Annotated in this window: 16 protein-coding genes and 2 pseudogenes; 9 read left to right on the plus strand and 9 right to left on the minus strand. The window is 71.5% G+C overall.

The genetic code is table 11. From position 1 onward, the window contains the following. Positions 1-286: 286 nt before the first annotated feature. Positions 287-3,607, minus strand: coding sequence for an isoleucine--tRNA ligase (ileS, locus tag OV079_RS33240; protein ID WP_267773251.1), 3,321 nt, complete (start codon positions 3,605-3,607; stop codon positions 287-289). A 180-nt stretch (positions 3,608-3,787) separates the two neighbouring features. Here ileS and OV079_RS33245 point away from each other — a divergent pair, with 180 nt between their 5' ends. Then, entirely contained in the window at positions 3,788-4,924 is a 1,137-nt protein-coding gene (locus OV079_RS33245; RefSeq protein ID WP_267773252.1) for a hypothetical protein, read from the plus strand. Positions 4,925-5,011: 87 nt separating this feature from the next. On the opposite strand, the gene OV079_RS59000 is transcribed toward OV079_RS33245, so the two are convergent. The 4 genes and pseudogenes from OV079_RS59000 to OV079_RS33255 form a co-directional block, all read right to left on the minus strand. Then, the gene (locus tag OV079_RS59000) at positions 5,012-5,608 is read right to left on the minus strand and encodes a DNA adenine methylase (RefSeq protein WP_420829559.1); all 597 of its coding nucleotides are present in this window, start codon (positions 5,606-5,608) and stop codon (positions 5,012-5,014) included. Then, positions 5,596-6,060, minus strand: a complete 465-nt coding sequence (locus tag OV079_RS59005) for a DNA adenine methylase (protein ID WP_420829560.1) — start codon at positions 6,058-6,060, stop codon at positions 5,596-5,598. The genes OV079_RS59000 and OV079_RS59005 overlap by 13 nt, the downstream gene beginning before the upstream one ends. A gap of 205 nt (positions 6,061-6,265) precedes the next feature. Beyond that, positions 6,266-7,015, minus strand: a pseudogene (locus tag OV079_RS59010) (tetratricopeptide repeat protein); the annotation flags it as partial. Between the two features lie 34 nt (positions 7,016-7,049). After that, positions 7,050-7,577 carry an OmpA family protein gene (locus OV079_RS33255; RefSeq protein ID WP_267773254.1) on the minus strand — a complete coding sequence of 176 codons (528 nt, stop codon included), beginning with the start codon at positions 7,575-7,577 and terminating at the stop codon, positions 7,050-7,052. An 851-nt stretch (positions 7,578-8,428) separates the two neighbouring features. Between OV079_RS33255 and OV079_RS33260 the strand changes: the two genes are divergently transcribed. From OV079_RS33260 to OV079_RS33280, 5 genes are all read left to right on the plus strand, one after another. Continuing rightward, a complete protein-coding gene (locus OV079_RS33260; protein WP_267773257.1) occupies positions 8,429-8,737 on the plus strand; it encodes a hypothetical protein in 309 nt (102 codons plus the stop codon). Between the two features lie 497 nt (positions 8,738-9,234). After that, the gene (locus OV079_RS33265; RefSeq protein ID WP_267773259.1) at positions 9,235-9,759 is read left to right on the plus strand and encodes a hypothetical protein; all 525 of its coding nucleotides are present in this window, start codon (positions 9,235-9,237) and stop codon (positions 9,757-9,759) included. A 6-nt stretch (positions 9,760-9,765) separates the two neighbouring features. Next, positions 9,766-11,031 (plus strand): UDP-N-acetylglucosamine 1-carboxyvinyltransferase, encoded by a 1,266-nt coding sequence (gene murA / locus OV079_RS33270; RefSeq protein ID WP_267773260.1) that lies wholly within the window; start codon positions 9,766-9,768, stop codon positions 11,029-11,031. Then, a complete protein-coding gene (gene hisG, locus OV079_RS33275) occupies positions 11,015-11,743 on the plus strand; it encodes an ATP phosphoribosyltransferase (protein WP_267773261.1) in 729 nt (242 codons plus the stop codon). The genes murA and hisG overlap by 17 nt, the downstream gene beginning before the upstream one ends. A 172-nt stretch (positions 11,744-11,915) precedes the next feature. Further along, positions 11,916-12,446, plus strand: coding sequence for a hypothetical protein (locus OV079_RS33280; RefSeq protein ID WP_267773262.1), 531 nt, complete (start codon positions 11,916-11,918; stop codon positions 12,444-12,446). 66 nt (positions 12,447-12,512) lie between these two features. Here OV079_RS33280 and OV079_RS33285 read toward each other — a convergent pair whose 3' ends face one another. From OV079_RS33285 to OV079_RS33300, 4 genes and pseudogenes are all read right to left on the minus strand, one after another. Further along, complete coding sequence (locus OV079_RS33285; protein WP_267773263.1) at positions 12,513-12,983, minus strand: Hsp20/alpha crystallin family protein; 471 nt, start codon at positions 12,981-12,983, stop codon at positions 12,513-12,515. 85 nt (positions 12,984-13,068) lie between these two features. Further along, positions 13,069-14,334, minus strand: coding sequence for an imidazolonepropionase (hutI, locus tag OV079_RS33290; RefSeq protein ID WP_267773266.1), 1,266 nt, complete (start codon positions 14,332-14,334; stop codon positions 13,069-13,071). After that, positions 14,331-16,000 (minus strand): annotated as a pseudogene (gene hutU / locus OV079_RS33295) (urocanate hydratase). Before hutU ends, hutI begins: the two are co-directional and overlap by 4 nt. A gap of 385 nt (positions 16,001-16,385) precedes the next feature. Further along, positions 16,386-17,645: a vWA domain-containing protein gene (locus tag OV079_RS33300; RefSeq protein WP_267773267.1), complete on the minus strand. Its 1,260-nt coding sequence runs from the start codon at positions 17,643-17,645 to the stop codon at positions 16,386-16,388. Between the two features lie 137 nt (positions 17,646-17,782). On the opposite strand from OV079_RS33300, the gene OV079_RS33305 reads away from it, so the two are divergent. From OV079_RS33305 to OV079_RS33315, 3 genes are all read left to right on the plus strand, one after another. Continuing rightward, the gene (locus OV079_RS33305; RefSeq protein ID WP_267773268.1) at positions 17,783-19,762 is read left to right on the plus strand and encodes a cadherin-like domain-containing protein; all 1,980 of its coding nucleotides are present in this window, start codon (positions 17,783-17,785) and stop codon (positions 19,760-19,762) included. Continuing rightward, entirely contained in the window at positions 19,759-20,346 is a 588-nt protein-coding gene (locus OV079_RS33310) for a hypothetical protein (RefSeq protein ID WP_338089113.1), read from the plus strand. Before OV079_RS33305 ends, OV079_RS33310 begins: the two co-directional genes overlap by 4 nt. Positions 20,347-20,727: 381 nt before the next feature. Next, positions 20,728-21,777: a TIGR03032 family protein gene (locus OV079_RS33315; RefSeq protein ID WP_267773269.1), complete on the plus strand. Its 1,050-nt coding sequence runs from the start codon at positions 20,728-20,730 to the stop codon at positions 21,775-21,777. Positions 21,778-21,792 lie beyond the last annotated feature (15 nt).

A 21,792-nucleotide genomic window follows, 5' to 3' on the forward strand; every position in this document is an offset into this window, starting at 1 on the left:
CGCCGCCGACCGCCGGTTGCGATCGAATGATTTCGGCACGCGACGAGCGTCCGCGCTGCCCCCGCGTGACGAGTAATCGTCGGCGCTACGCGGCCGACATAGCCGACTCTGGCCCCGGCGGCCCGGCGGAGGAACCGACTCGCGCCCAGAGCCTCCGTCCCTGCCGCGCTCGCACGCCGGTCGATTCCGGCGCCTCGCGCTTCGGGCAGTGCCGTAACCGCCGCCGCTCGCCCGACGCTCGACGCGGACGACCTGGCCTTTCGGCCAGGCCGCTCCGCGCTCACCGTCACGCCTTCGTCAGCGTGATGGCCACCTGCTCGTCGTCGATCGTGTCCTCGAGGACATGCTCCCCTGCCAGCGCCGTCCCGGGCGCCACGACCTGCAGCGCGTCGGCGCGGGTCTCGCTGCGGATCTCCGCGGCGTGGGCGGCGTCGGCGAGGGCGGCGGCCAGCTTGCCGCCGCAGCGGAAGGTCACGACGATCCGCTCGTTCATGTCGAGCTCGTGGTCGCGGCGCAGGTCCTGCACGCGCTTGGTCAGCTCGCGGGCCAGGCCCTTGCGGCGCAGCGCGGGCGTCTGGGTCGTGTCGAGCACCACCGTCACCCCCGCCTCGTGCGCGACCACCAGGCCCGGGCGCGGCGTGCGGGTGAGCAGGACGTCGTCGACGCCGAGCGACTCGCCCTCGACCTCGACGCGGCCCTCGGCGAGGAAGCGACGCAGGGCCGCCTGGTCGAGGGCCTGGACCGCAGCCGCGACCGCCTTCATCTTGCCGCCGAGGCGCTTGCCCAGGGTCTTGAAGTTGGCCTTGGCGCTGAGCTCGACCAGCGCGCTGTCGTCGGCCGACGCCGCGATCTCCTCGACGTTGAGCTCGCCCTTGAGCTCCTCTTGCACGGCAGGGTCGGCGAAGCGCGCCAGCTCCTCCGGGCGCTCGTGGACGATCGTCAGCCGCGCCAGCGGCCGGCGCACGTTGATGCGCTCGCGCTCGCGCAGGCCGAGGCCGAGGCCGACGACCTGGCGCTGGGCCGCGACCTCGCGCTCGAGCGCCTCGTCGCGCGCCCACACGTCGGCCTCCGGGAAGCGCGTGAAGTGGACGCTCTCCTCGCCCGGCGCCGCGAGCCCCGGATCGACCACCAGCTTCTGGTACAGGTGCTCGGTGAAGAACGGCATCACCGGCGCCATCGCCCGCGCGATCGTCACCAGCGCGCGGTACAGCGTCGCGTAGGCGCGCTGCTTGTCGACGTCGGCCGGGTTGTTGGCGCGCCAGTAGCGGCGCCGGCCGCGGCGGATGTACCAGTTGTTGAGGTCGTCGCAGATCTCGAGGAAGTGCGGCACCAGGTTCGACAGCTCGTAGGCCTCGTACTCGCGGGTGAGGTTGGTGAGGAAGCCGCCGACGCGCGAGGTGATCCAGCGGTCGAGCGGGTGCTCCAGCGCCTGCGGCCCGAGGTCGTCGGCGGTCGGCGTCCAGCCGTCAGCCAGCGCGTAGGTGGTGAGGAAGTAGTAGGCGCTCCACAGCGGCAGGATCGCCAGGCGCACCGTCTCCTTCACGCACTCGCCGGTGAGGTCGTTGACGTCCTTGCCGAACTTCATCGGCTCGCCGCGGACCACCGCGCTGTTGATGAGGTAGGCCCGCAGCGCGTCGGCGCCGAAGCTGTCGATCACCTTGGCCGGGTCGGGGTAGTTCTTCAGCCGCTTCGACATCTTCTTGCCGTCGGCGGCGAGGATCAGCCCGTTGACGATCACGTTCTTGAACGCCGGCCGGCCGAACAGCGCGGTCGACAGCACGTGCAGCGTGTAGAACCACCCGCGCGTCTGGTCGAGGCCCTCGGCGATGAAGTCGGCCGGCAGGTTGTCCTCGACGTAGGCCTTCTTGTCGGCGTCGAACGGATAGTGGTTCTGCGAGTAGGGCATGCTGCCCGACTCGAACCAGCAGTCGAAGACCTCGGCGATCCGGCGGTACGTGCCGCCGCCGGGCGCGGGCCAGGTGATGCCGTCGACGTTCTCGCGGTGGAGGTCGGCGAGGCTGCCGGCGGCGAGGCCGGCGAGGCGCTCGAGCTCGGCCACGCTGTGGATGCAGACCATGTCCGAAGGGTCACGGTCGTTGCGCCACACCGGCAGCGGCGTGCCCCAGTAGCGGTTGCGGCTGAGGTTCCAGTCACGGGCGTTCTCCAGCCAGTTGCCGAACCGGCCGCTGCCGACGTGCTCGGGGACCCACTGGATCTTCTTGTTGTTGGCGACCAGCTCGTCGCGCAGCGTCTCGACGCGCATGAACCACGTCGACAGCGCCATGTAGATCAGCGGTTGCTCGGTGCGGTAGCAGTGCGGGTACGGGTGGACGATCGTGTCCTGGTCGACGACCTTGTGCTCGCGCTTGAGGCGGTCGACGATCGGCTTGTCGGCGTCCTTGACGAAGGTGCCGGAGAACTCGCCGACGCGGTCGTCGAAGATGCCCGAGAGGTTGACCGGGCAGACCACCGGCAGGCCGTTGGCCTGGCCGACCTGGTAGTCGTCCTCGCCGAACGCGGGGGCCTGGTGGACGATGCCGGTGCCGCTGTCGGTCGACACGTAGGTCGCGCCGAGCACCTTGAAGCACCAGCGCGTGCCGTCGGGCCGCTCGCGCAGCTCGGCGAAGAACGGCAAGAGCGGCGCGTAGGGCCGACCGACCAGGTCCTTGCCCTTGAGGCGAGCGAGCTCTTCCGTGGCGCCGACGCGGCCGCGCTGCTGGTAGTCGGCGAGCCGGCCGGGCTCGAGGTACGCGACCTCGCCGGTGTCGACCACGCGCACCTTGACGTAGTCGATGTCGGGATGGACCGCGAGCGCCAGGTTGCTCGGCAGCGTCCAGGGGGTCGTGGTCCACGCCCACAGGTTCGCGTCCTCGTCTTCGAGGCGGAAGCGCACGGTGAGGCTCGGGTCCTGACGGCGCTTGTGGCCCTCCTTGCGGGTCACCGGGTCCTTCTCTTGCGGGCCCTGGGCGACCTCGAAGTTGGACAGCGGAGTGCCCAGCGCCGGCGACACCGGCTGGACGCGATAGCCCTCGTAGATGAGGCCTTTGTCCCACAGCTGGCCGAAGCACCACCAGACGGACTCCATGAACGTGAAGTCCATGGTCTTGTAGTCGTCGCGGAAGTCGACCCACCGGCCCATGCGACCGACGACCTTCTCCCATTCGCTGGTGAAGCGGAGGACGCCTGCGCGGCAGGCCGCGTTGAACTGGGGCACGCCGTAGCGCTCGATGTCCGCCTTGCCGTGGAGGCCGAGCTCGTTCTCGACGAGGCTCTCGATCGGCAGGCCGTGACAGTCCCAGCCGAACCGGCGCTCGACGCTCCGGCCGCGCATGAACCAGAACCGCGGCACGATGTCCTTGATCGTGCCGGCCAGGAGGTGGCCGTAGTGAGGAAGCCCGGTGGCGAACGGCGGGCCATCGTAGAACACGAACGCGGGTCGCCCCGAGCCGTCTGCGCGCGTGGTGGTGCGCAAACTCTTGCCCTCGATGTCCCCGGCGCGCCAAAATTGGAGGATCTCCTGCTCGAGGCGCGGGAGGTCGAGCTGCGACTGGGCCTCAAGAACGGGGATGCGGGCTTCGGGGCGGACATACGGCCTGAATGCCTGCATGGCTCGCCCGCGGCCACAGGTCAAGTCCCCGTCGCGCGCGCGGCGAGGTCGCCCGGCGCGCCGTGAAACCCGACCGGCTTCGGACCCGTCTCAGGCAGAGCCGTCGTGACGTTGTCGACACGCTCACGGCTGGGTATCCTGCTCTCTCACCCTCGCGCGAGGCCACTCCGGACCATGACCATGAAACACCTGACCCCTGCCCTCCTCGTCACCGCGCTCGCCGCCGGTGCCTGCGGCGACAACGGCACCGCCAACACCGAAGGCGACACCGGCGACGCGGGCGAGCGCAAGCCGCAGGTCGGCGAGTGGAAGAAGGAGGTCGACGCGCTGCCGTTCCCGCTGAGCGGCGACGCCCGGATCACGACGCTGACGATCGGCCGCAAGGAGTTCGACGAGAACTACGCCAACCGCGGCAGCATCGAGGTCCTGTTCGACCACCCCGAGGAGACGATCACCGTCGAGACCCGCAAGTACGTGTTCGGCGACGAGATCGACCGGGACAACACGTTCGGCAAGCTGTCGCTGTGGGCCTTCGTCAGCTCGGGCAACCCGTCCCGGCCGGACTCCCAGCCGGACGCCAACGACTGCACCAAGGACACCTGGAAGGACAACTGCGGGATCTTCGTCTACTACGACGGCAAGTCGCAGCCCGAGCGCTCCGGCATGGACTTCCGCGTCCACCTGCCGACCGGCTACCGCGGCAAGCTGTTCGTCAGCACCGAGGACAACATCACCGAGCAGTCGTACCCGCGCCGCGGCAACATCACGATCGACAACCTGTGCACGCACGGCGACGTGGCGATGGAGGCCGGCTGGGCCAAGATCAAGATGTGCCGCGAGCTGACCCCGGCGCCCGCGTGTCCGCCCGCCGGCATCGAGAACTGCGAGACCTTCCCCGACGGCGCCTGGTCCAAGGACTGCCAGTGCGGCGACGGCAGCCTGTTCGGCCAGCTCATCGTGCGCGCGCCCCAGCCGTGGGCCGCCAACATCACGGTCGACATCCCCGAGACGGTGTGGCTGAACACCACCCTGAAGAACACCGAGGTGATGAAGCCGCACGACTGCAAGCCGCAGATCTCGGCCTGCAACGGCGCCAACTGCACGATGAACACCGAGGACGAGTACTCGCCCTCCGCCGAGTTCAACTACCCGAGCGAGGCGGCCCCCTCGGGCGCCGGCTTCAACGTCACCGTCGAGAGCGGCGGCTGCACCAAGATCCCGTTCGTCGACGACCCGAAGAAGTGGATGCCGGAGAGCGAGGGCGAGCCGGGCGAGGAGCTGCGCGGCCTCCTCGACGTCCGCAGCGGCTGCCTGTGATCACCTGACCTTCGGGACAGGTCCAAGCGAGCGCGTCGCCTCAGGGCGGCGCGCTCGTCGCTCGCGGCTGTCCCCGGGGACAGCCGCTCAGCGCTCGGGCAGCGCCGCCACCGCGTCGGCGTGGCGGCCCTCGCCGACCACGTACAACATCTCGGTGTTGCGCAGGTGGCTGACGCGGCCGACCTTCTCGCCGCGCGGGCTGTAGATGCCGATCTGGGCGCCCACGTAGCGCTTGTAGTCGAACGACAGCACGCGCACCGGGCCGCGGCGGGCCAGCAGGGCCTCGAGCTCGGGGCGGCTCAGGTAGCCCTCGTCGCTGAACGACACCACCAGGAGCGGCGCGCGCACGGCGTCGATCAGCGCCTCCATGCTGGCGCGGATCTTCGTGCGGGCGTTGAAGGGGCTGCGGCGCTCCTGGCAGTCGACCCGCTTGCGCGCGACCCCGTAGGCCTCGGGCGCGTCGCCGCGGACGATCGTCTCCCACACGTGGTAGTTGCCGAGGTACGAGTGTTGATTGTAGGGCGGGTCGAGGTAGGCGAGGTCGGCCTCGAGCGCCGCCGCGGCCGCGAGCGCGTCGAGCCCGTGCGCCTGGCCTTTTCCCCATGTCGCGCGGGACAGGACCTCGGGGACACGCAGCTCGAGGTCGCCGTGGGCGCGGGCGGCCCACGACTTCAGGTAGGCCATCTGCACGCCGGTGGTCGAGTCGACGCGGTCGGCGGCCTCGATGAGGGCGACGAGGAGCACCGCCTCGAGCTCGGGGGCAGGCTCTTGTCGGCGATCGCGCGGCGGATGGCGTCGATGCGGGCGCCGTTCTTCGGCTGGAAGAAGCGGGCCTCCTCGCAGAACGTGCGGGTGACGTAGCCGGGCGCGCCGGGCAGCGCGTTGAGCTCGGCGACCAGGCGGCGGGCGTCCTCGAGCACGTCCTCGCGGTCCGCCTGCACGTAGCAGCGTGCCAGCGTCTCCGCGTAGGTGTTGTGGTCGTTGGCGAGGACGCGGTAGCCGGCGGCCTTGAGCGCGTGTCCGACCCGGGATGTCCCGGAGAACAGGTCGATCACCGTCCGGACCTCCGGCAGGCTGCGGATGACCCGCAAGATCTCCGGGATCAGCAGCCGCTTCGAGCCGAGGTACTTGATCACTTCTTCTTGGTGCTCTTCGCCGGCGCGGGCGCCGGCTCCTGGCCGCCGGCTTCTGCGTCTCCTGCACGCCCTGCTTGGCGGCGGCGCCGGCTCCGGCGTCCTCGCGGTCGAAGCAGAGCTCGCCGTTGTCCTTCTTCAGCAGCTCGATCTGGTCCTTCGCCGCCTTCTGGTACTGCGCCGGCGCGGTCGACTTGGGCCGGTTCAGCGCCTCGAAGTAGGCGATCGCGTTCTTGCACTGGCCGAGCTTGGCGAACCCGAGGCCCGAGTAGTAGAGCGCGTCGCTGACGACCGGCGCGTCGGCGTGGTCCTGGATGATCTTGTAGAAGATGCCGAGCGCGCTCTTGTAGTCGCGCTCGCTGTAGAACGTGAGGCCCACCTTGAAGTCGGCGTCCGGCAGCTTGGGGTCGCCGGGGTAGCGCGAGATGAAGGTGCGGAACAGGGTGCGGGCCTGCTTGAAGTCCTTGCGCTGCAGCCGGCGGTCGGCCTCGGCCCACAGCTCGTCCTTGCCCTCGGGGATGCTGGTCGCCTCGTTGAGCTTCTCCTCGAGCTTCTTGAGGCGCTCGTCGATGTCGGCGCGCAGCTCGAGCAGCGCCTGCTGGGTCGACGACGCGACCAGCTCGGCGTTCTCGGCCGCGCCGCGCAGCTGCTGGGTGTCCTGCTCGACGACGTCCATGCGCACGCCGATGCCGGCCTGGCTGCCGCGCAGCAGCGACTCGGCCTGGTCGAGCTTGGCCTGCAGCTCGGCCAGCTTCTTGTCGGCCTCGACGACCTTCTCGTCGAGCTCCTTGCTGCGGTCGATGGTCTGGGTCTCGATCTTGTCGACCTTCTTGGCGAGGTCGTCGTGCTCGGCCTTGAGGGTGAGGCAGCCTGGCGCGACGAGAGCGGCCGCGAGCGCGCTCGCGACCGCCCCTGGGCGACCGAGGCCGCCGAGGAGTCGGCGGCGCAGATGAAGCATGGAGTCCTTCAGGTCCCGTGCGGGACGGTGGTCGTCACTGGTAGATGAAGTCGACGCGGCGGTCTTCCTTCATGCCCGAGTCGTCGGTGCCGGTCGCCTCGAGGTCGCCCTTCGACACGACGGTCATGCGCGAGGGGTCGATGCCGAGGTTCTGCAGGAACTCCTTGACCGTCACGCCGCGCTTGTCGGTGAGCATGATGTTGTACTCCTCGGTGCCGCGCGAGTCGGCGTGCGCCTCGAGGATGAGCTGGGCCTGGTTGCTCTTGAGGCACTCGGCCAGCGCCTTGAGCTTCTCCTGGTCGGCCGGCTCGGGGTTCGGGTTGTCGAACCCGAAGTAGATCTTCGGGACATCCGGGCACGGGTTGGTGCCGCCGCCGAAGTTGCCCGAGAACTCGCAGGTGCCCGCGTTGCAGATCTCGTCCATCGCGCACTGGTCGTCGGTCTGGCAGCCGCCCGTGCCGCCCGAGCCCGGCGCGCTGCAGCGGCCCGTGCCGATGTCGCACGTGCCCGGCTGGCAGTCGAAGTCCTCCGAGCAAGGGGCGCAGGCGCCGGCCTTGCACACGAGGTTGTTGGTGCACTCGATCGTCTGCTGGCAGGGCGCTCCACACCCTCGCCGCCGCCGCCGGCGCCCGCCAGCGCCGGGTCCTGGCAGCGGAAATCAGCGCACTTCCACGGCGTCCCGTTCGGCCCCTTGGTGGCGCAGTCGGCGTCGGTCTTGCAGTTCTGGCACTGCTTGTCGACGCACTTCTCGTCGAGGTCGACGTTGCAGTGCTTGTCCTTCTTGCAGGCCGGGTAGACCGGCGGCTTGCAGGCCGCGCTGCCGAGCGCGACAAAGCCCAAACCGAGAGCGAGCAGGTGGGGTTGGATGCGGGAGAACATGGCGCGCATGAGGGGCGACTCCGGGGAGGCGGTGTTTCTCGAGGCCGTTCGGCCGGGGGAGACAAGGTTCAGGCCAGGAGGGCCGGGGAGCGAGGTTCAGGCCAGGAAGGCCGTGAAGCGAGTGGCCAGGAGGGCCGTGAAGCGAGTGGCCAGGAAGGCCGTGAGGCGAGTGGCCAGGAAGGCCGTGGGGCGAGTCTCAGAGCAGTCTGGCCTGGAGGGCCGTGGGTACCTGGCGTGCGTGCGGGACGGTAGGGCCGGCGAACTCTCGGGCGTGGGGGTCCGGGAAGCAATTCCGGCTGAAACTTCCGTCCTGGCGGGCAAAGGGATACCGAGCGGTGCGAGGGGTGTCAACCGCACGAGCGGACGAGCCTGCGCGCCGGGCTGATGCACACGGCCCCGCCCGCCGTGCCCTGCCACGGGGTCGCAGAACCCGCACCGGGCGGCCGCGCCGGACCGCCTGCGAACGGACGCGCCGGCCAAGGTCACGCCCCGCCGGCTTTTGCTTCCGGGCCGCGTCTGGCATGGTTCGCCGCGATGGTCGCCAAGGTCAGTCACGCCTCGGACAACAAGACGATGTTCGAGATCTACCGCGAGTCCGACTATAATCGCGCCTTCCATTTCGTTTTCTTCACGGACCTGGACGAGCACAACCGGGGCAAAGAGATCGCCCGCGCGGCCGCAGGCGAGACGGTATTCCACGGGTTCGTCGGTGACGATCGCAAGGAGGCCGCCCGCGCCGAGGTCGCCGCCATCGTCGACGAGCTGAACGCCATGGACGAGGACACCGCCGGCATGCCGGACGGCGAGATCCAGCGCCGCCTGGGCCAATTCCTGGTCCCCTGAAGCATGCGCTCGCGCCTGCCCCACCGCGTCGGCCTCCGCGCGCTGCCCGCGACCCTCGCCGCCGCCCTCGCCTGCGCCCCCGCCGACGACGCCACCCCCGTCGACCTGTCCGCCGATTACGACGGCCTGGTGTTGACCGACGCCCCCAACGCCGTCGCCCACCTGGCCTGGCACGCCCCGCGCCCGGACTGCCCCCTCGCCTACCGCGTCCGCATCGACGAGACCTTCCCGCCCGGCCTCGCGGAATTCCTCCACTCCCAGGAGGAGCACAGCCAGTCGCTCCTGGTCCTCGGCTGGGGCATGCGGTCCGCGCATGGCGAGAAGGACATGCCTGATGAGCAAGGGTCGATCGGACCTGTCCCGAAGGACATGCCGTTCGCCGGCCAGCTGATGTTCCGCGGGCCCAAGTCGTCCGGCCGCGAGCTGCTGCGCGAGTGGGCCGCCTCGGCCGAGCTGGTCGGCCCGGCCGCGCCCGACGCGGCCTGCTACGAGCGCTCGTGGGACCCGGTCGAGGACGCGCTGGCGCTGGCGTTCCCGCAGCGCTCGGCCGGCGCGTCCGCGTCGGCGAGGTCTGGCGCGGCGCCCGGGTCGAGGGCCGCTGCAACCGCTCGGCCTGCGTCGACCCCGACAACGGCGCCGGCGGGGCCGCGGCCCACGAGCGCCCGTGCGCGACGATGTCGTGGCGCGAGCGCCTCGACGGCCTCTACACGCTCTCCGGCGCCGGCGGCGAGGTCACGACGGTGGCCCAGCTCGCCGGGTTTTGGAGCGACGGCCAGCCGCTCGACAAGGGCGTGTGGAGCGAGCGCACCGTGCTCGTCGACGTCGCGCACGGCCGCCCGCTGCGCGCCGAGGTGTTCGTCCACCACAACTTCACCGGGATCGAGCGCCACGTCGTGATCGACGCGGTCGACACCTGTCCCGGAGGACTGGTCGCGGCCGGCTGGTCCGCGCCGCAGGCCGTCGTCGACGAGCGCGCCGCCCTCACGGCCGCGCTGGAACGCGCGACTCACCGCAAGCGTTAGGGGCCCATGGACAAGATCGTCATCCACGGCGGGGCACGTCTCCAAGGCGAGCTGCAGGTCCTCGGGGCCAAGAACGCCGCCCTCCCGCTCCAGTGCGCCGCCCTCCTCGGCGACGGCCCCACCACGTTCCGCCACGTCCCCCGCCTGTCCGACGTGCAGACGATGAACCAGCTGCTGGTCGGCCTCGGCTGCGCCGTCGAGGGCGACCGCACCCTGATGATCGACCCGACCGGGGTCCAGGACGGACCGAAAGAGGCGCCCTACGAGCTGGTCAAGACCATGCGCGCCTCGGTCACGGTGATGGGCCCGCTGCTCGGCCGCCACGGCTTCGCCCGCGTGTCGCTGCCCGGCGGCTGCGCGATCGGGGCCCGGCCCATCGACCAACATTTGCGCGGCTTCGAGGCCCTCGGCGCCAAGATCCGCATGTCCCACGGCTACGTCGAGGTCAAGGCCAAGCGCCTCAAGGGCGCCCGCATCAACTTCGACATGGCCACCGTCGGCGGCACGCAGAACGTGATGATGGCCGCGTCGATGGCCAAGGGCACCACGGTGCTCGAGAACGCCGCGCGCGAGCCCGAAGTGCAGGAGCTGGCGATCGTCCTCGGCAAGATGGGCGCCAAGATCGCCGGCGCCGGCTCGTCGACGATCGAGATCGAAGGCGTCGACAACCTGCAGGGGATCGACCACGCGATCCTCCCCGACCGCATCGAGGCCGGGACCTTCGCCATCGCGGCGGCGATCACGGGGGGCGACCTCCTGCTCCTCGATGCCCCGTCTGCCCACATGCACGCGGTCATCGCCAAGCTCGAGGAGGCCGGCGCCGAGTGCCGGGTCGAACCCGGCGGCCTGCGCGTGATCGGCCCGGACGAGCTCGCTCCCATCGACCTCGTCACCCGCCCGCACCCCGGCTTCCCCACCGACATGCAGGCGCAGATGATGGTCCTGGCGACGCTCGCGCGCGGCCAGAGCGTGATCACCGAGACGATCTTCGAGAACCGCTTCATGCACGTGCCCGAGCTGTGCCGCCTGGGCGCAGACATCCACGTCAACGGCAACGTCGCCGTGATCCGCGGCAAGGCCCGCTACACCGGCTCGATCGTCATGGCCACCGACCTGCGCGCCAGCGCCTGCCTGGTCCTGGCCGGGCTGGTCGCCGAGGGCAAGACCGAGATCCGCCGGGTCTACCACCTCGACCGCGGCTACGAGACCATCGAGAAGCGCCTGCGCAAGGTCGGCGCCAAGATCCGCAGGTACCATGGCGCCCCGAGCTGACGGCCTCACCCTCGCCCTCCCCAAGGGCCGGATCCTCAAGCAGGCCCTGCCGCTGCTGCGCCGGGTCGGGATCGACCTCGCCGGGGTGTGGGAGGGCGAACACGACCGCCGGCTGCTGTTCGAGCTGCCCGCCCGGCCGGAGCGGCCCGGCGGCGCGCGCGTGCTCCTGGTCAAGCCGGTCGACGTGCCGACCTACGTCGAGCACGGCGTGGCCGACGTCGGCATCGCCGGGGCCGACACCCTCGGCGAGGAGGCCCGCGACCTCTACGAGCCCCTGGACCTCGGCATCGGCGCCTGCCGGCTGGTCGTCGCGGAGCCCGCCGCGCGCCCGACCCCGCTCCGCCGCGGCATGGCCCTCCGGGTGGCCACGAAGTACCCCCGCCTGACCCTGAACCATTATCGCTCCAAGGGGATCCAGCCCGAGATCATCCCCCTGTTCGGGTCGGTCGAACTCGGGCCCATCACCGGCCTGGCGGAACAGATCGTCGATCTGGTGGAGAGCGGCGAGACGCTCCGGCAAAATAACTTGCGGGAGGTCGAGACCATCCTGTACGTGACAAGCCGGCTCATCGTGCACCCGGCCAGCCTCAAGCTCAAGCAGGCGCCCATCACCGCGCTCATCACCGCCCTCCGCGACGCGCTCGCGACCGACGGGTCCGGGTCCTCCGCTCGTACTGCTGCTCGACCCACCGGGTCGGAAGGGACCGCATGAGCAAACCCGACGACCCAGCCCTCGTCCGCGCCGCGGTGCTCCAGCGCCTGAAAGTCCACGTCCGCCTGGCCCAACAGGGCCTGGCCCCGACCCCGACCAGCGCCGCCGCCTGGCCGCCTCGCTGCCCGAGCTGGTCGCGTTCGGCGACCGGCGTTACGCCCAGTGCCACGCGGTGCTCGACTGGGACCACCGCCTGCCGAGCGACGCGGCGGTGCTGCGGCTGTACCTCTCGTACACCGACCGCGAGGCCGGGGCGATCGAGAGCGCGCTCAAGTCCCGCGACCGCGAGATCGACTCCGGCAACCTCTACCCGGAGTTTGACGTGCCCGACTACGCGGACGTCGACGCCAGCGAGTCGTACGTCGCCGTGCTGCGGCCCGGCAACCACGAGGTCGGCGACCTGCGGTTCTTCAGCGACTGGCGCAAGGGCGTCCACCAGTCGGTCGCCCGCGAGGCGGTCGCGGCCGTGCGCGCGAGCCCCAGCTACGAGCGCTCGATGCGGGAGCGCAGCCACGACAATCTCGGCCCGCCGGTGGTGATCGGCTGGACCCCGCCGTGCCTGGCCCAGAGCAAGCACTGGGCGATCGAGGTGTGGCTGCTGGTCGACTTCGACGGCCACGTCGGCCGCGCCCACGTGTTCATGGTCGACAGCAAGTCGCACCTGGTCACGCGCGAGTACTTCACCGAGGTCCAGATCGGCTGATCGGAAAAGGACATGTCCCTTCGGGCATGGCGCCTCGCGCATGCCCTCGGGGACCAGTCCAAGGGTTCAGCTGTCCTGGATCTTGATGGTCCGGCAGCTCTCGCCGGCCAGCTTCGGCATCTTGAGGGTGAGCACGCCCTTCTCGAGGTGGGCGTCGGCGGCGTTCGAGTCGACGTAGCACGGCAGCTCGATGCGGCGGATGAACGAGCCGAAGCTGCGCTCGTGGTAGAAGTAGTTCTCCTTCTCGTCGCGGATCTCCTCGCGCTTCTCGCCGCGCAGGGTCAAGATGTTGCCCTCGACGCTGAGCTCGACGTCCTTGGCGTCGAGGCCGGGGACCTCGGCGCGCACCATCACGCTGTCGCCGCAGTCGCTGACGCTCAGCATCGGATAGTTGCCGACCTGCTCGAGGCCGATCGGGAAGCGGCCGAACACGCGGTCGAACATGCGGTGCATGTCCTGCTGGAACGGCGACATCTGCGTCGGCGGCGTCATCAGGTTGCTGGCAGGTTGATTCTTCTTCCACGGGAGCAGCGACATGATCTTCTCCTCAGAGCGGAGAAAGATGGGCCGGACCGCGTGGGTCGCAAACGCAATCTTGCGCGCAGGGGGCCGAACACGGCCGTCAGCGCGCGACCAGGCGACCGCGGTGGACCACCGCGTCGATGAGCGGCGAGCCGGCGTGGTACACGAGGTCGCGGACGTCGCCCGTCGCCAGCAGCACGAGGTCGCCGGCGAGACCGACCTCGACGCGGCCGCGCTCGGCGTGCAGGCCCAGCGATGCGGCCGCGTTGTGGGTCGTCGCGGTCAGCGCCTCGGCGGGCGACAGCCGGTTGCCGTAGCACGCCAGCGCCAGCACCATCGACAGCGACTCGAGCGCGCACGAGCCCGGGTTGCAGTCGGTCGCCACCGCCACCGCGACGCCCGCCTTCACGAGCGCGCGGCCGTCGGCGAAGCCCTTGCCGAGCACGAGCGAGGTGCCGGGCAGCAGCGTGGCGACCACGCCGGCGTCGCGCAGCGCGGCTCGTTCGCCGTCGTCGAGGTGGAGCAGGTGGTCGGCCGAGCGCGCGCCGAACTCGGCCGCCAGCAGGGCTCCGCCGGTGTGGCCGAACTCGTTGGCGTGCAGGCGGATCGGCAGGCCCAGCGATCGGGCGCGGTGCAAGATCCGCCGCGTCTCCTCCGGCGTGAACGCCCCGCGGTCGCAGAACACGTCGCAGAAGTCCGCCAGGCCCGCCGCGGTCACCGCCGGCAGCACCTCGTCGCACACCCGGCCGACGAACGCCTCGCGCCCCTCCGGCCGGTCGCGCAGCTCGGCCGGCAGCGCGTGCGCGGCCAGGCAGGTCGTGACCACGCGAACACCTGTCTCTTGGGCCAGGCGACGCGCGACCCGCAGCTGGCGCAGCTCGGTGTCGAGGTCGAGGCCGTAGCCGCTCTTGATCTCGACCGCGGTGGTGCCGGCCCGCAGCATGCGATCCAGGCGGGTCTTGCTCTCGGCGAACAACGCGTCGTCGTCGCGCTCGCGAGTCTTGCGCACGCTGGAAAGGATCCCGCCGCCGGCGGCGAAGATCGCCTCGTAGTCGGCGCCGGCGAGCCGCATCTCGAGCTCGTCCTTGCGGTCGCCGCCCCACACCAGGTGCGTGTGGCTGTCGACCAGGCCCGGCAGCAGCGCGCGCCCGCGGCAGTCGAGCTCGGCGGCGCCGGCCGGCACCTCGTCGGCGGTCAGGTCGGCGTCGGGCCCCGCCCACGCGATCGTCCCGTCGCGCACGACCACGCTCCAGCCCTCGCGCACGCCGAGCGCGGCCATCTCGGCGCCCGCGCGCGGCCTGTCCTTCGGGCCATCCGCGAGCGTGTAGATCCGCGCCGCCGCGCGCAGCAGCAGGTCGCCGGTCATCGCCCGTCCTCGAACACCGTCCGACCCGGCACGCGCACGTCGTGCTCGCGCGCGAACTGCAGCGCCTCGTCGTAACCGGCGTCGACGTGGCGGACCACGCCCATCCCCGGATCGGTGGTCAGCACGCGCTGCAGCCGGCGGTCTGCGCCCGCGGTGCCGTCGGCGACCACCACCATGCCGGCGTGCAGGCTGTAGCCGATGCCGACCCCGCCGCCGTGGTGGACGCTGACCCACGTCGCGCCGGCGGCGACGTTGATCATGGCGTTGAGGATCGGCCAGTCGCCGATCGCGTCGGAGCCGTCCTTCATGCCCTCGGTCTCGCGGTTGGGCGAGGCCACGCTGCCGCAGTCGAGGTGGTCGCGGCCGATCACGATCGGCGCCTTGACCTTGCCGGTGCGCACCAGCTCGTTGAACAGGAGCCCGGCCCGCTCGCGCTCGCCGTAGCCGAGCCAGCAGATCCGCGCCGGCAGGCCCTGGAACTTGACCTGCGTGCGCGCCAGCTCGATCCACCGCCGCAGCCCCGCGTTGTCCGGGAACAGCTCCAGCACCGCGCGGTCGGTCACCGCGATGTCCTCCGGGTCGCCCGACAGCGCCGCCCAGCGGAACGGCCCCTTGCCCTCGCAGAACAGCGGGCGGATGTACAGCGGCACGAAGCCCTTGATCTCGAACGCGTCGCCGACCCCGGCGCGGACCGCCTGGGCGCGGATGTTGTTGCCGTAGTCGAACGCGATCGCGCCCCGGTCCTGCATCGCCCGCATCGCCGCCACGTGGCGGCCCATCGCGTCGACGCTGCGGCGCACGTACTCCTCGGGGTCGCTGCGGCGCAGCTCGGCGGCTGCCTCGAGGGACATGTCGTCCGGGACATAGCCGTGCAGCTCGTCGTGGGCCGAGGTCTGGTCGGTGACGACGTCGGGGATCACCCCGCGGCGGACCAGCTCGGGCAGCACCGTCGCGCAGTTGCCGAGCAGGCCGACCGACAGCGGCTCCCTGGCCTTGCGCGCCTCGTCGAGCCAGCGCAGCGCCTCGTCGAGGTCGGTCGTGCTGCGCATCAGGTACTTGTGCTGCAGCCGGCGCTCGATGCGTTGCGGGTCGACCTCGACGCACAGGATCGCCGCGCCGTTCATCGTCGCCGCCAGCGGCTGCGCCCCACCCATCCCGCCGAGCCCGCCGGTGACCACCAGTCGCCCGCGCAGGTCGCCGCCGAAGTGGGTCTGCCCGCACGCCGCGAACGTCTCGAAGGTGCCCTGCAAGATGCCCTGCGTGCCGATGTAGATCCAGCTGCCCGCGGTCATCTGGCCGTACATCGTCAGGCCGAGCGCGCTCAGCCGCTCGTGCTCCGCCAGCGTCGCCCACTTCGGCACCAGCAGGCTGTTGGCCAGCAGCACCCGCGGCGCGTCCTCGTGGGTTTTGAAATTGCCTGGGCCCGGCCGCTCTGGACCAGCAGCGTCTCGTCGGCCTCGAGGCTCCTCAGGCTGGCGACGATCTTGTGGTAGTCGGGCCACGAGCGGGCGGCCTTGCCGGTGCCGCCGTAGACCACCAGGTCTTGCGGTCGCTCTGCCACCTCGGGGTCGAGGTTGTTCATCAACATGCGCAGGGCGGCCTCCTGCGACCAACCCTTGCACGACAGCGCGGTGCCGCGCGGCGCGCGGATCTCGGGGGCGTTCATGGTGGCCCGGAGGGTAGCAACTCCCCGTCGCCCCTGCTGGCCGCGCGGGTGTGACTTTGTCGGCGCGAGCGCCCGCTCGCCGCGGCGCTCCGGCCGGGTCGCGGCTCGCTGCGCGGCGGACCGAGTCCACCTCGCCCGCGCAGGCCCTTGCACGGCGGCGACGCGGGGCCGCCGCCCGGCGCAGGACCGGCGGCCGTGCCCTCGTCGCTCGTCGCCCGCGCGACCGGGCCGCGACGGTGATCGGAGCTGTCCTCGAGAACATGCCCTCTCGGACAGCCGCGCGAGCCGCCACGCGACCTCGACCGCTCCGAGGTGCCCGGCGCCTCGAGCCGCGGCGCTGGTGGCATGTCCTTCAAGACATGCCCGAAACGCCAGGCGTATCGACTCAGCCCGGATTACAGAAATAAAGGGCCTGGACCTTGCCTGTCTCTTTGAGCAGGTCACAGGCCGACCCGCACAGCGTGACCTCCGTGTGGGGCACGCTCCAGAAGTAGCCGTCTTCGGCGCAGCTGGCGACGTTCGGCACCGGCTGGCCGTCGATCCACACCTCGAACAGCTCCGGCTCGCTCGGGGCCGGGTCGACCGCGATCACGCACGACAGCGTGTCCTTGACGATCTGCTGGATCGCCGCCTGCAGCTCGTTCTGGTTGGCCGTCTGGTAGAAGGGGTCGGGCCCGGGCTTGAGCTTGCCGCCGGCGATCGCCAGGGTGGCCAGCTGCTCGCTGGTCGACGGGTCGACGTCGATGCCGACCACGTAGGTCGCGATGTCGAAGGTGCCGAACGCCTCCTCGACGGCGGCCTGGGCCTCGAGGAAGTTCTCGCCCTGGCAGGTGTCGGAGATCTCGCCGTCGGCGACGAGGATGGCGAACCGCTGCAGGCCCGGGTCGAGGGTCTTGAGGTACTCGTAGCCGCGCTTCAGGCCGGTCTCCATCGGCGTGCCGCCGAGGACCTCGTAGTCGACGGTGGGGATGCCGGCGAGGACCGCGGCCGCGTTCATCGGCGCGATCGGGACCTCGACCCCGGGCGTGACCTCGCAGGCGCCGACGTTCACGAACGAGCCGGCGTCGATCTTCGGGTACAGCTTCACGCCGAAGTGGACCATCGCGTCGAACATCGTCACCACGCCCTCGACCACCTGGTGGAGGCTGTGCCAGCGGGTCACGTCGGCGGTCTGCGGCTTGGCGTCGTGGTCCCACTTCTCCATCGACATCGAGCCCGACTTGTCGAGGATGAGCAGCACGCTCGGCGGCACGGGCACGACCTCGGTCTCCTCGCTGTCGCAGGGGATCTTGTCGGGCATGGTGGTGCCGGCGCTGGTGCTGCTCGGGTCGCCGGTGGTGGTCGAGGTGCCGGGCTCGCCGGTCGTGCCGGTCGTCGTCGGCTCGGGGCCGGTCGTCGGCACCACCGGGCCGGTGGTCGTGCCGGTGCCGCTCGCGGTGCCCTCCGTGTCTGTCGTTTCGGACATGGTCGAAGAGACAGTCTCGCCGGCGGTCGTCTCGGTGGCCGAGCCGGCGGTGGCGGTGGTCGGCTGGGTGCCCGCGGACAGGCCGGAGGTCTGCCCGTTCGAGTCGCCGCAGGCGAGGGGCGCGCTCGTGAGGGCGAGCAGGAGCGCGAACGCGCGGGGGTGAAGGGCGATCGGCGTCATGGCAACCTCCGGCGGACTCATCATGCGCGACCTCGAGACGCTCGGCCACGCCGTTCGCGGGCCTCGAAACCCGCGGCCGGCGGCGATGCGCGAGACCGCGCGTGCGCGGGCGGGTCGGGTCCGATAAGGTGGTCGGTATGTTGCGGTCGCCGCTCCGCCGCGCCTTCGCGGCGCTCTCGCTCGCCATCCCGCTCGGGTGCACCGACGACACCTCCACCACCCTGGCGACTGCCAGTGAGGCCGCGACCACCGGGACCGGCACCGACGGCACCGGCGAGACCGACAGCGACGGCACCGGCGTGCCGACCACCGGCGTCGGCACCAGCACCAGCGGCCCCGACTCGACAACCACCGGGCCGGTCGTGCCGACCACCGGCGAGCCGCCCACCACCAGCACCACCACCGACTCGACCACCACCGGCCCGTTCCCCTCGGTCAACCAGCCGCCGGTCGCTCTGGTCGACCACTACGTCACCAAGGCCAAGCAGGCGCTGTCGGTCAGCGCCGCCGAGGGCCTGCTGAAGAACGACTACGACGTCGACGACGACCCGCTGACGCTCGTGTCCGCCGACCCGATCACCCCCGGCGGCGCCATGAACACCGCCTTCGACGACGGCGGCTTCACCTACATGCCCCCGGCCAAGCTGTGGGGCAGCGACACCTTTCTCTACAAGATCTGGGACGGCAAGGACGGCTTCGCCCAGGCCCCCGCGCGCATCGAAGTGCGCCCGACCTCGATCGACCTCGAGTACGTCGCCGACGGCATCGGCGGCTTCGCCATCGACGGCCAGGCCCCCGGCCACTACTCGGGCCGCAGCGTGCACGCCGTCGGCGACCTCGACGGCGACGGCCTCGCCGAGGTCGCGGTGGCCGCTCGCAACGCCGACGGCAACACCGGGCGGATCTACGTCGTCCAGGGCCAGGTCGACGGCGACCCGGTCGCGCTGAGCAAGCTCGAGGCGCAGCAGCGCGGCTTCATCATCTACGGCGAGCTGCCCGGCGACTTCGCCGGCACCACCGTCGCCGCCGCCGGCGACGTCGACGGCGACGGCTTCGCCGACCTGGTGATCGGCGCGCCCAAGGCCTCGACCAACGGCACCTCGTCGGGCTCGGCCTACGTGGTGTTCGGCAAGGACGACCTGGGGCCGGTCTTCCTCGCCGACATCGCCTCGGGCGTCGGCGGGTTTGCGATCCTCGGCGAGAAGGCCGGCGACGGGGCCGGGCGCAGCGTCGCCGGCGCGGGCGACGTCGACGGCGACGGCCTCGCCGACCTCGTCGTCGGCGCCTACGGGGCCGACCCCGGCGGCTCGTTCTCGGGCGCGGCCTACGTCGTGTTCGGCCACGGCGAGGACAAGCCGACCCTGCTGTCCGACATCAGCGCCGGCGTCGGCGACGGCTTCGCGGTCAACGGCGAGGTCAGCCTCGACTTCGCCGGCTTCGCGGTGGCCGGCGCCGGCGACGTCGACGGGGATGGCCTTTCGGACATCCTCGTCGGCGCCTACGGCCACGACACCGCCGGCGACAGCGCCGGCCGCACCTACCTCGTCTACGGCAAGCCCGATCAGGTCGCGGTGCAGCTCACCGACGTCGCCGCCGACCAGGGCGGGCGCTACTTCGACGGCGCCGCCGCCTACGACCGCTCCGGCTTCGCGGTCGCGGGCCTCGGCGACGTCGACGGCGACGGCTTCGCCGACCTGGCGATGGGCGCCCCGTTGGCCGACGCCGGGCCCGAGGACAGCGGCCGCGCCTACGTCGTGTTCGGCGGGCCCGACCTGGTGTCCGGCGGCCTGCAGCAGCTCGCCAAGGCCCCGACCGGCTTCAGCCTCTCGGGCGTGCAGAGCCGCGACTACGCCGGCACCTCGGTCGAGCGCGCCGGCGACGTCGACGGCGACGGCTACGACGACGTGCTGGTCGGCGCCCCGGGGCGAGCCCGCACGGCGGCGACTCCGGCCGCGGCTACGTGGTGTTCGGCGGGCCCGACGTCCTCAGCACCTCGCTGGCGTGGGTCGAGAACGGCGACGGCGGCTTCTCGCTGGCCGGCGAGTCGACCGAGGACTACTGCGGCTTTTCGGTCGCGCCCGCCGGCGACGTCAACGGCGACGGCCACGCCGACGTGATCATCGGCGCCCGCGGCAACGACGGCAAGGGCGAGGACGCCGGCCGCAGCTACGTGGTGTTCGGCGGCAACTTCAGCGGCGCCGCTTCGATGACCTACGGGCCAGGTCCGGAGAACATCCCCGGCACCCCCGCGGGCGAGTCGCTGATCGCCGGCCGCGGCAACGACGTCGTCGCCGCCGAGGGCCCCGACATCGTCTACGCCGGCGCCGGCGACGACGACCTCCGCTGCGTCACCCTCGACTTCGTCCGCATCGACGGCGGCGCCGGCTTCGACACCGTGCGTCTGACCGGCCAGAGCGTCACCCTCGACCTCACCCTCCGCTCCGACCTCGACCTCGTCGACGTCGAGGCGGTCGACCTCGGCGACGGCGGCAACACCCTCGTGCTCGAGTGGCGTGACCTTCGGGCCATGTCCCCGCGGACACATTCGCTGATCGTCGACGGCCAGCTCGGCGTCGTCCAGGCCGACCTCGCCGGCGGCGGCTTCGTCGACGACGGCGTCCAGGACGGCTACCACGTCTACCAGAGCCCGGTCTTCACCCTGCGAGTGGTGGCCGCCGTCGAAGCCCAGGTCACGCTCTGACCTGACCCTTCGGTCATGTCGCTCCGCCGCGGGCGCCGCGGCGCGGCATGAAGGCCTGACGGCGCGGCCGACAGGCGCGCGGAGAGCCCCAAGGACTGACGGCCCCGGGTGCGGCGCCGTCTCACGGCCGACAGGCGCGCGGAGAGCCCCAAGGGCTGACGGCCCCGGGTGTGGCGCTGCCTCGTGGCCGACAGGCACGCGGAGAACCCCATATGCACTTCGGAGCATGAAGGCCTGACGGTCCCGAGGACCGGCGCCGTCTCGCGGCCGACAGACGCCGAGCACTCGACATGCTCTTCGGAGCATGTCCTTCCGGACATCTCACCCGCGCTCGCGGCGCGCCCTGTGACAGCCCGGCGGCAAGCCTGCTATCGTCGCCGCATGGCCGAACGCCTCGAGGTCCTGAGCTCGCGCCACTTCCCCGGCCTCCTCGCCGAGCTCGGCGTGAGCCTGGCGTTCACCACCTACCAGGCCGGCAAGCTGTTCCTGCTCGGCAGCGGCGACGGCGGGCGGCTGTCGCTGTTCGAGCGCACCTTCGCCCGCTGCATGGGCCTGTGCGTCGACGGCGATTCGCTGTGGCTGGCCACGCTCTACCAGCTGTGGCGCCTCGACAACGCCTTGCCTGCGGGACAGGCCCACGAGGGCTACGACCGCCTGTACGTCCCGCGCGTCGCCCACACCACCGGCGACCTCGACGTCCACGACCTCGCGGTCGACCGCGCCGGCCGCCCCGTGTTCGTCAACACCCTGTTCAGCTGCCTCGCCACCCTCGCCCCGCGCGCCAGCTTCGCCCCGCTGTGGCGTCCGCCGTTCGTCTCGCGCCTGGCCGCCGAGGACCGCTGCCACCTCAACGGCCTGGCCATGGCGGACGGCGGCCCCGCGTTCGTCACCGCGGTGGCGCGCAGCGACGTCGCCGACGGCTGGCGCGACCACCGACGCGGCGGCGGCGTGGTGATCGACGTCCGCACCGACGCGATCGTCGCCGAGGGCCTGTCGATGCCCCACTCGCCGCGCCTGCACGACGGCGCGCTGTGGCTGCTCGAGGCCGGCACGGGCTTTTTGGGCCAACTCGACGCCGCCGGCCGCTTCGAGCCGGTCTGCTTCTGCCCCGGCTACGCCCGCGGCCTGTGCTTCGCCGGCCCCTACGCGCTCGTCGGCCTGTCGAAGCCCCGCGGCAGCCGCACCTTCGGGGGCCTCGAGCTCGAGGCCAACCTGGCCGCCCGCGGCGCCGAACCCCGCTGCGGCCTGCTGGTGGTCGACACCCGCACCGGCGAGGTCGCCCACTGGCTCCGCCTCGACGGGGTGGTCGAGGAGCTCTACGACGTCGCGGTCCTGCCCGGCGTCCGCCGCCCGATGGCGCTCGGCCTCCTCAGCGAGGAGATCCACCGCACCATCACGATCGCCGACCCGGCCCCGCTGCAGGACGAGTGAGCGGCAATTTAAAAG

The sequence above is a fragment of the Nannocystis pusilla genome, from assembly GCF_026626665.1.
GTDB lineage: Bacteria > Myxococcota_A > Polyangia > Nannocystales > Nannocystaceae > Nannocystis > Nannocystis pusilla.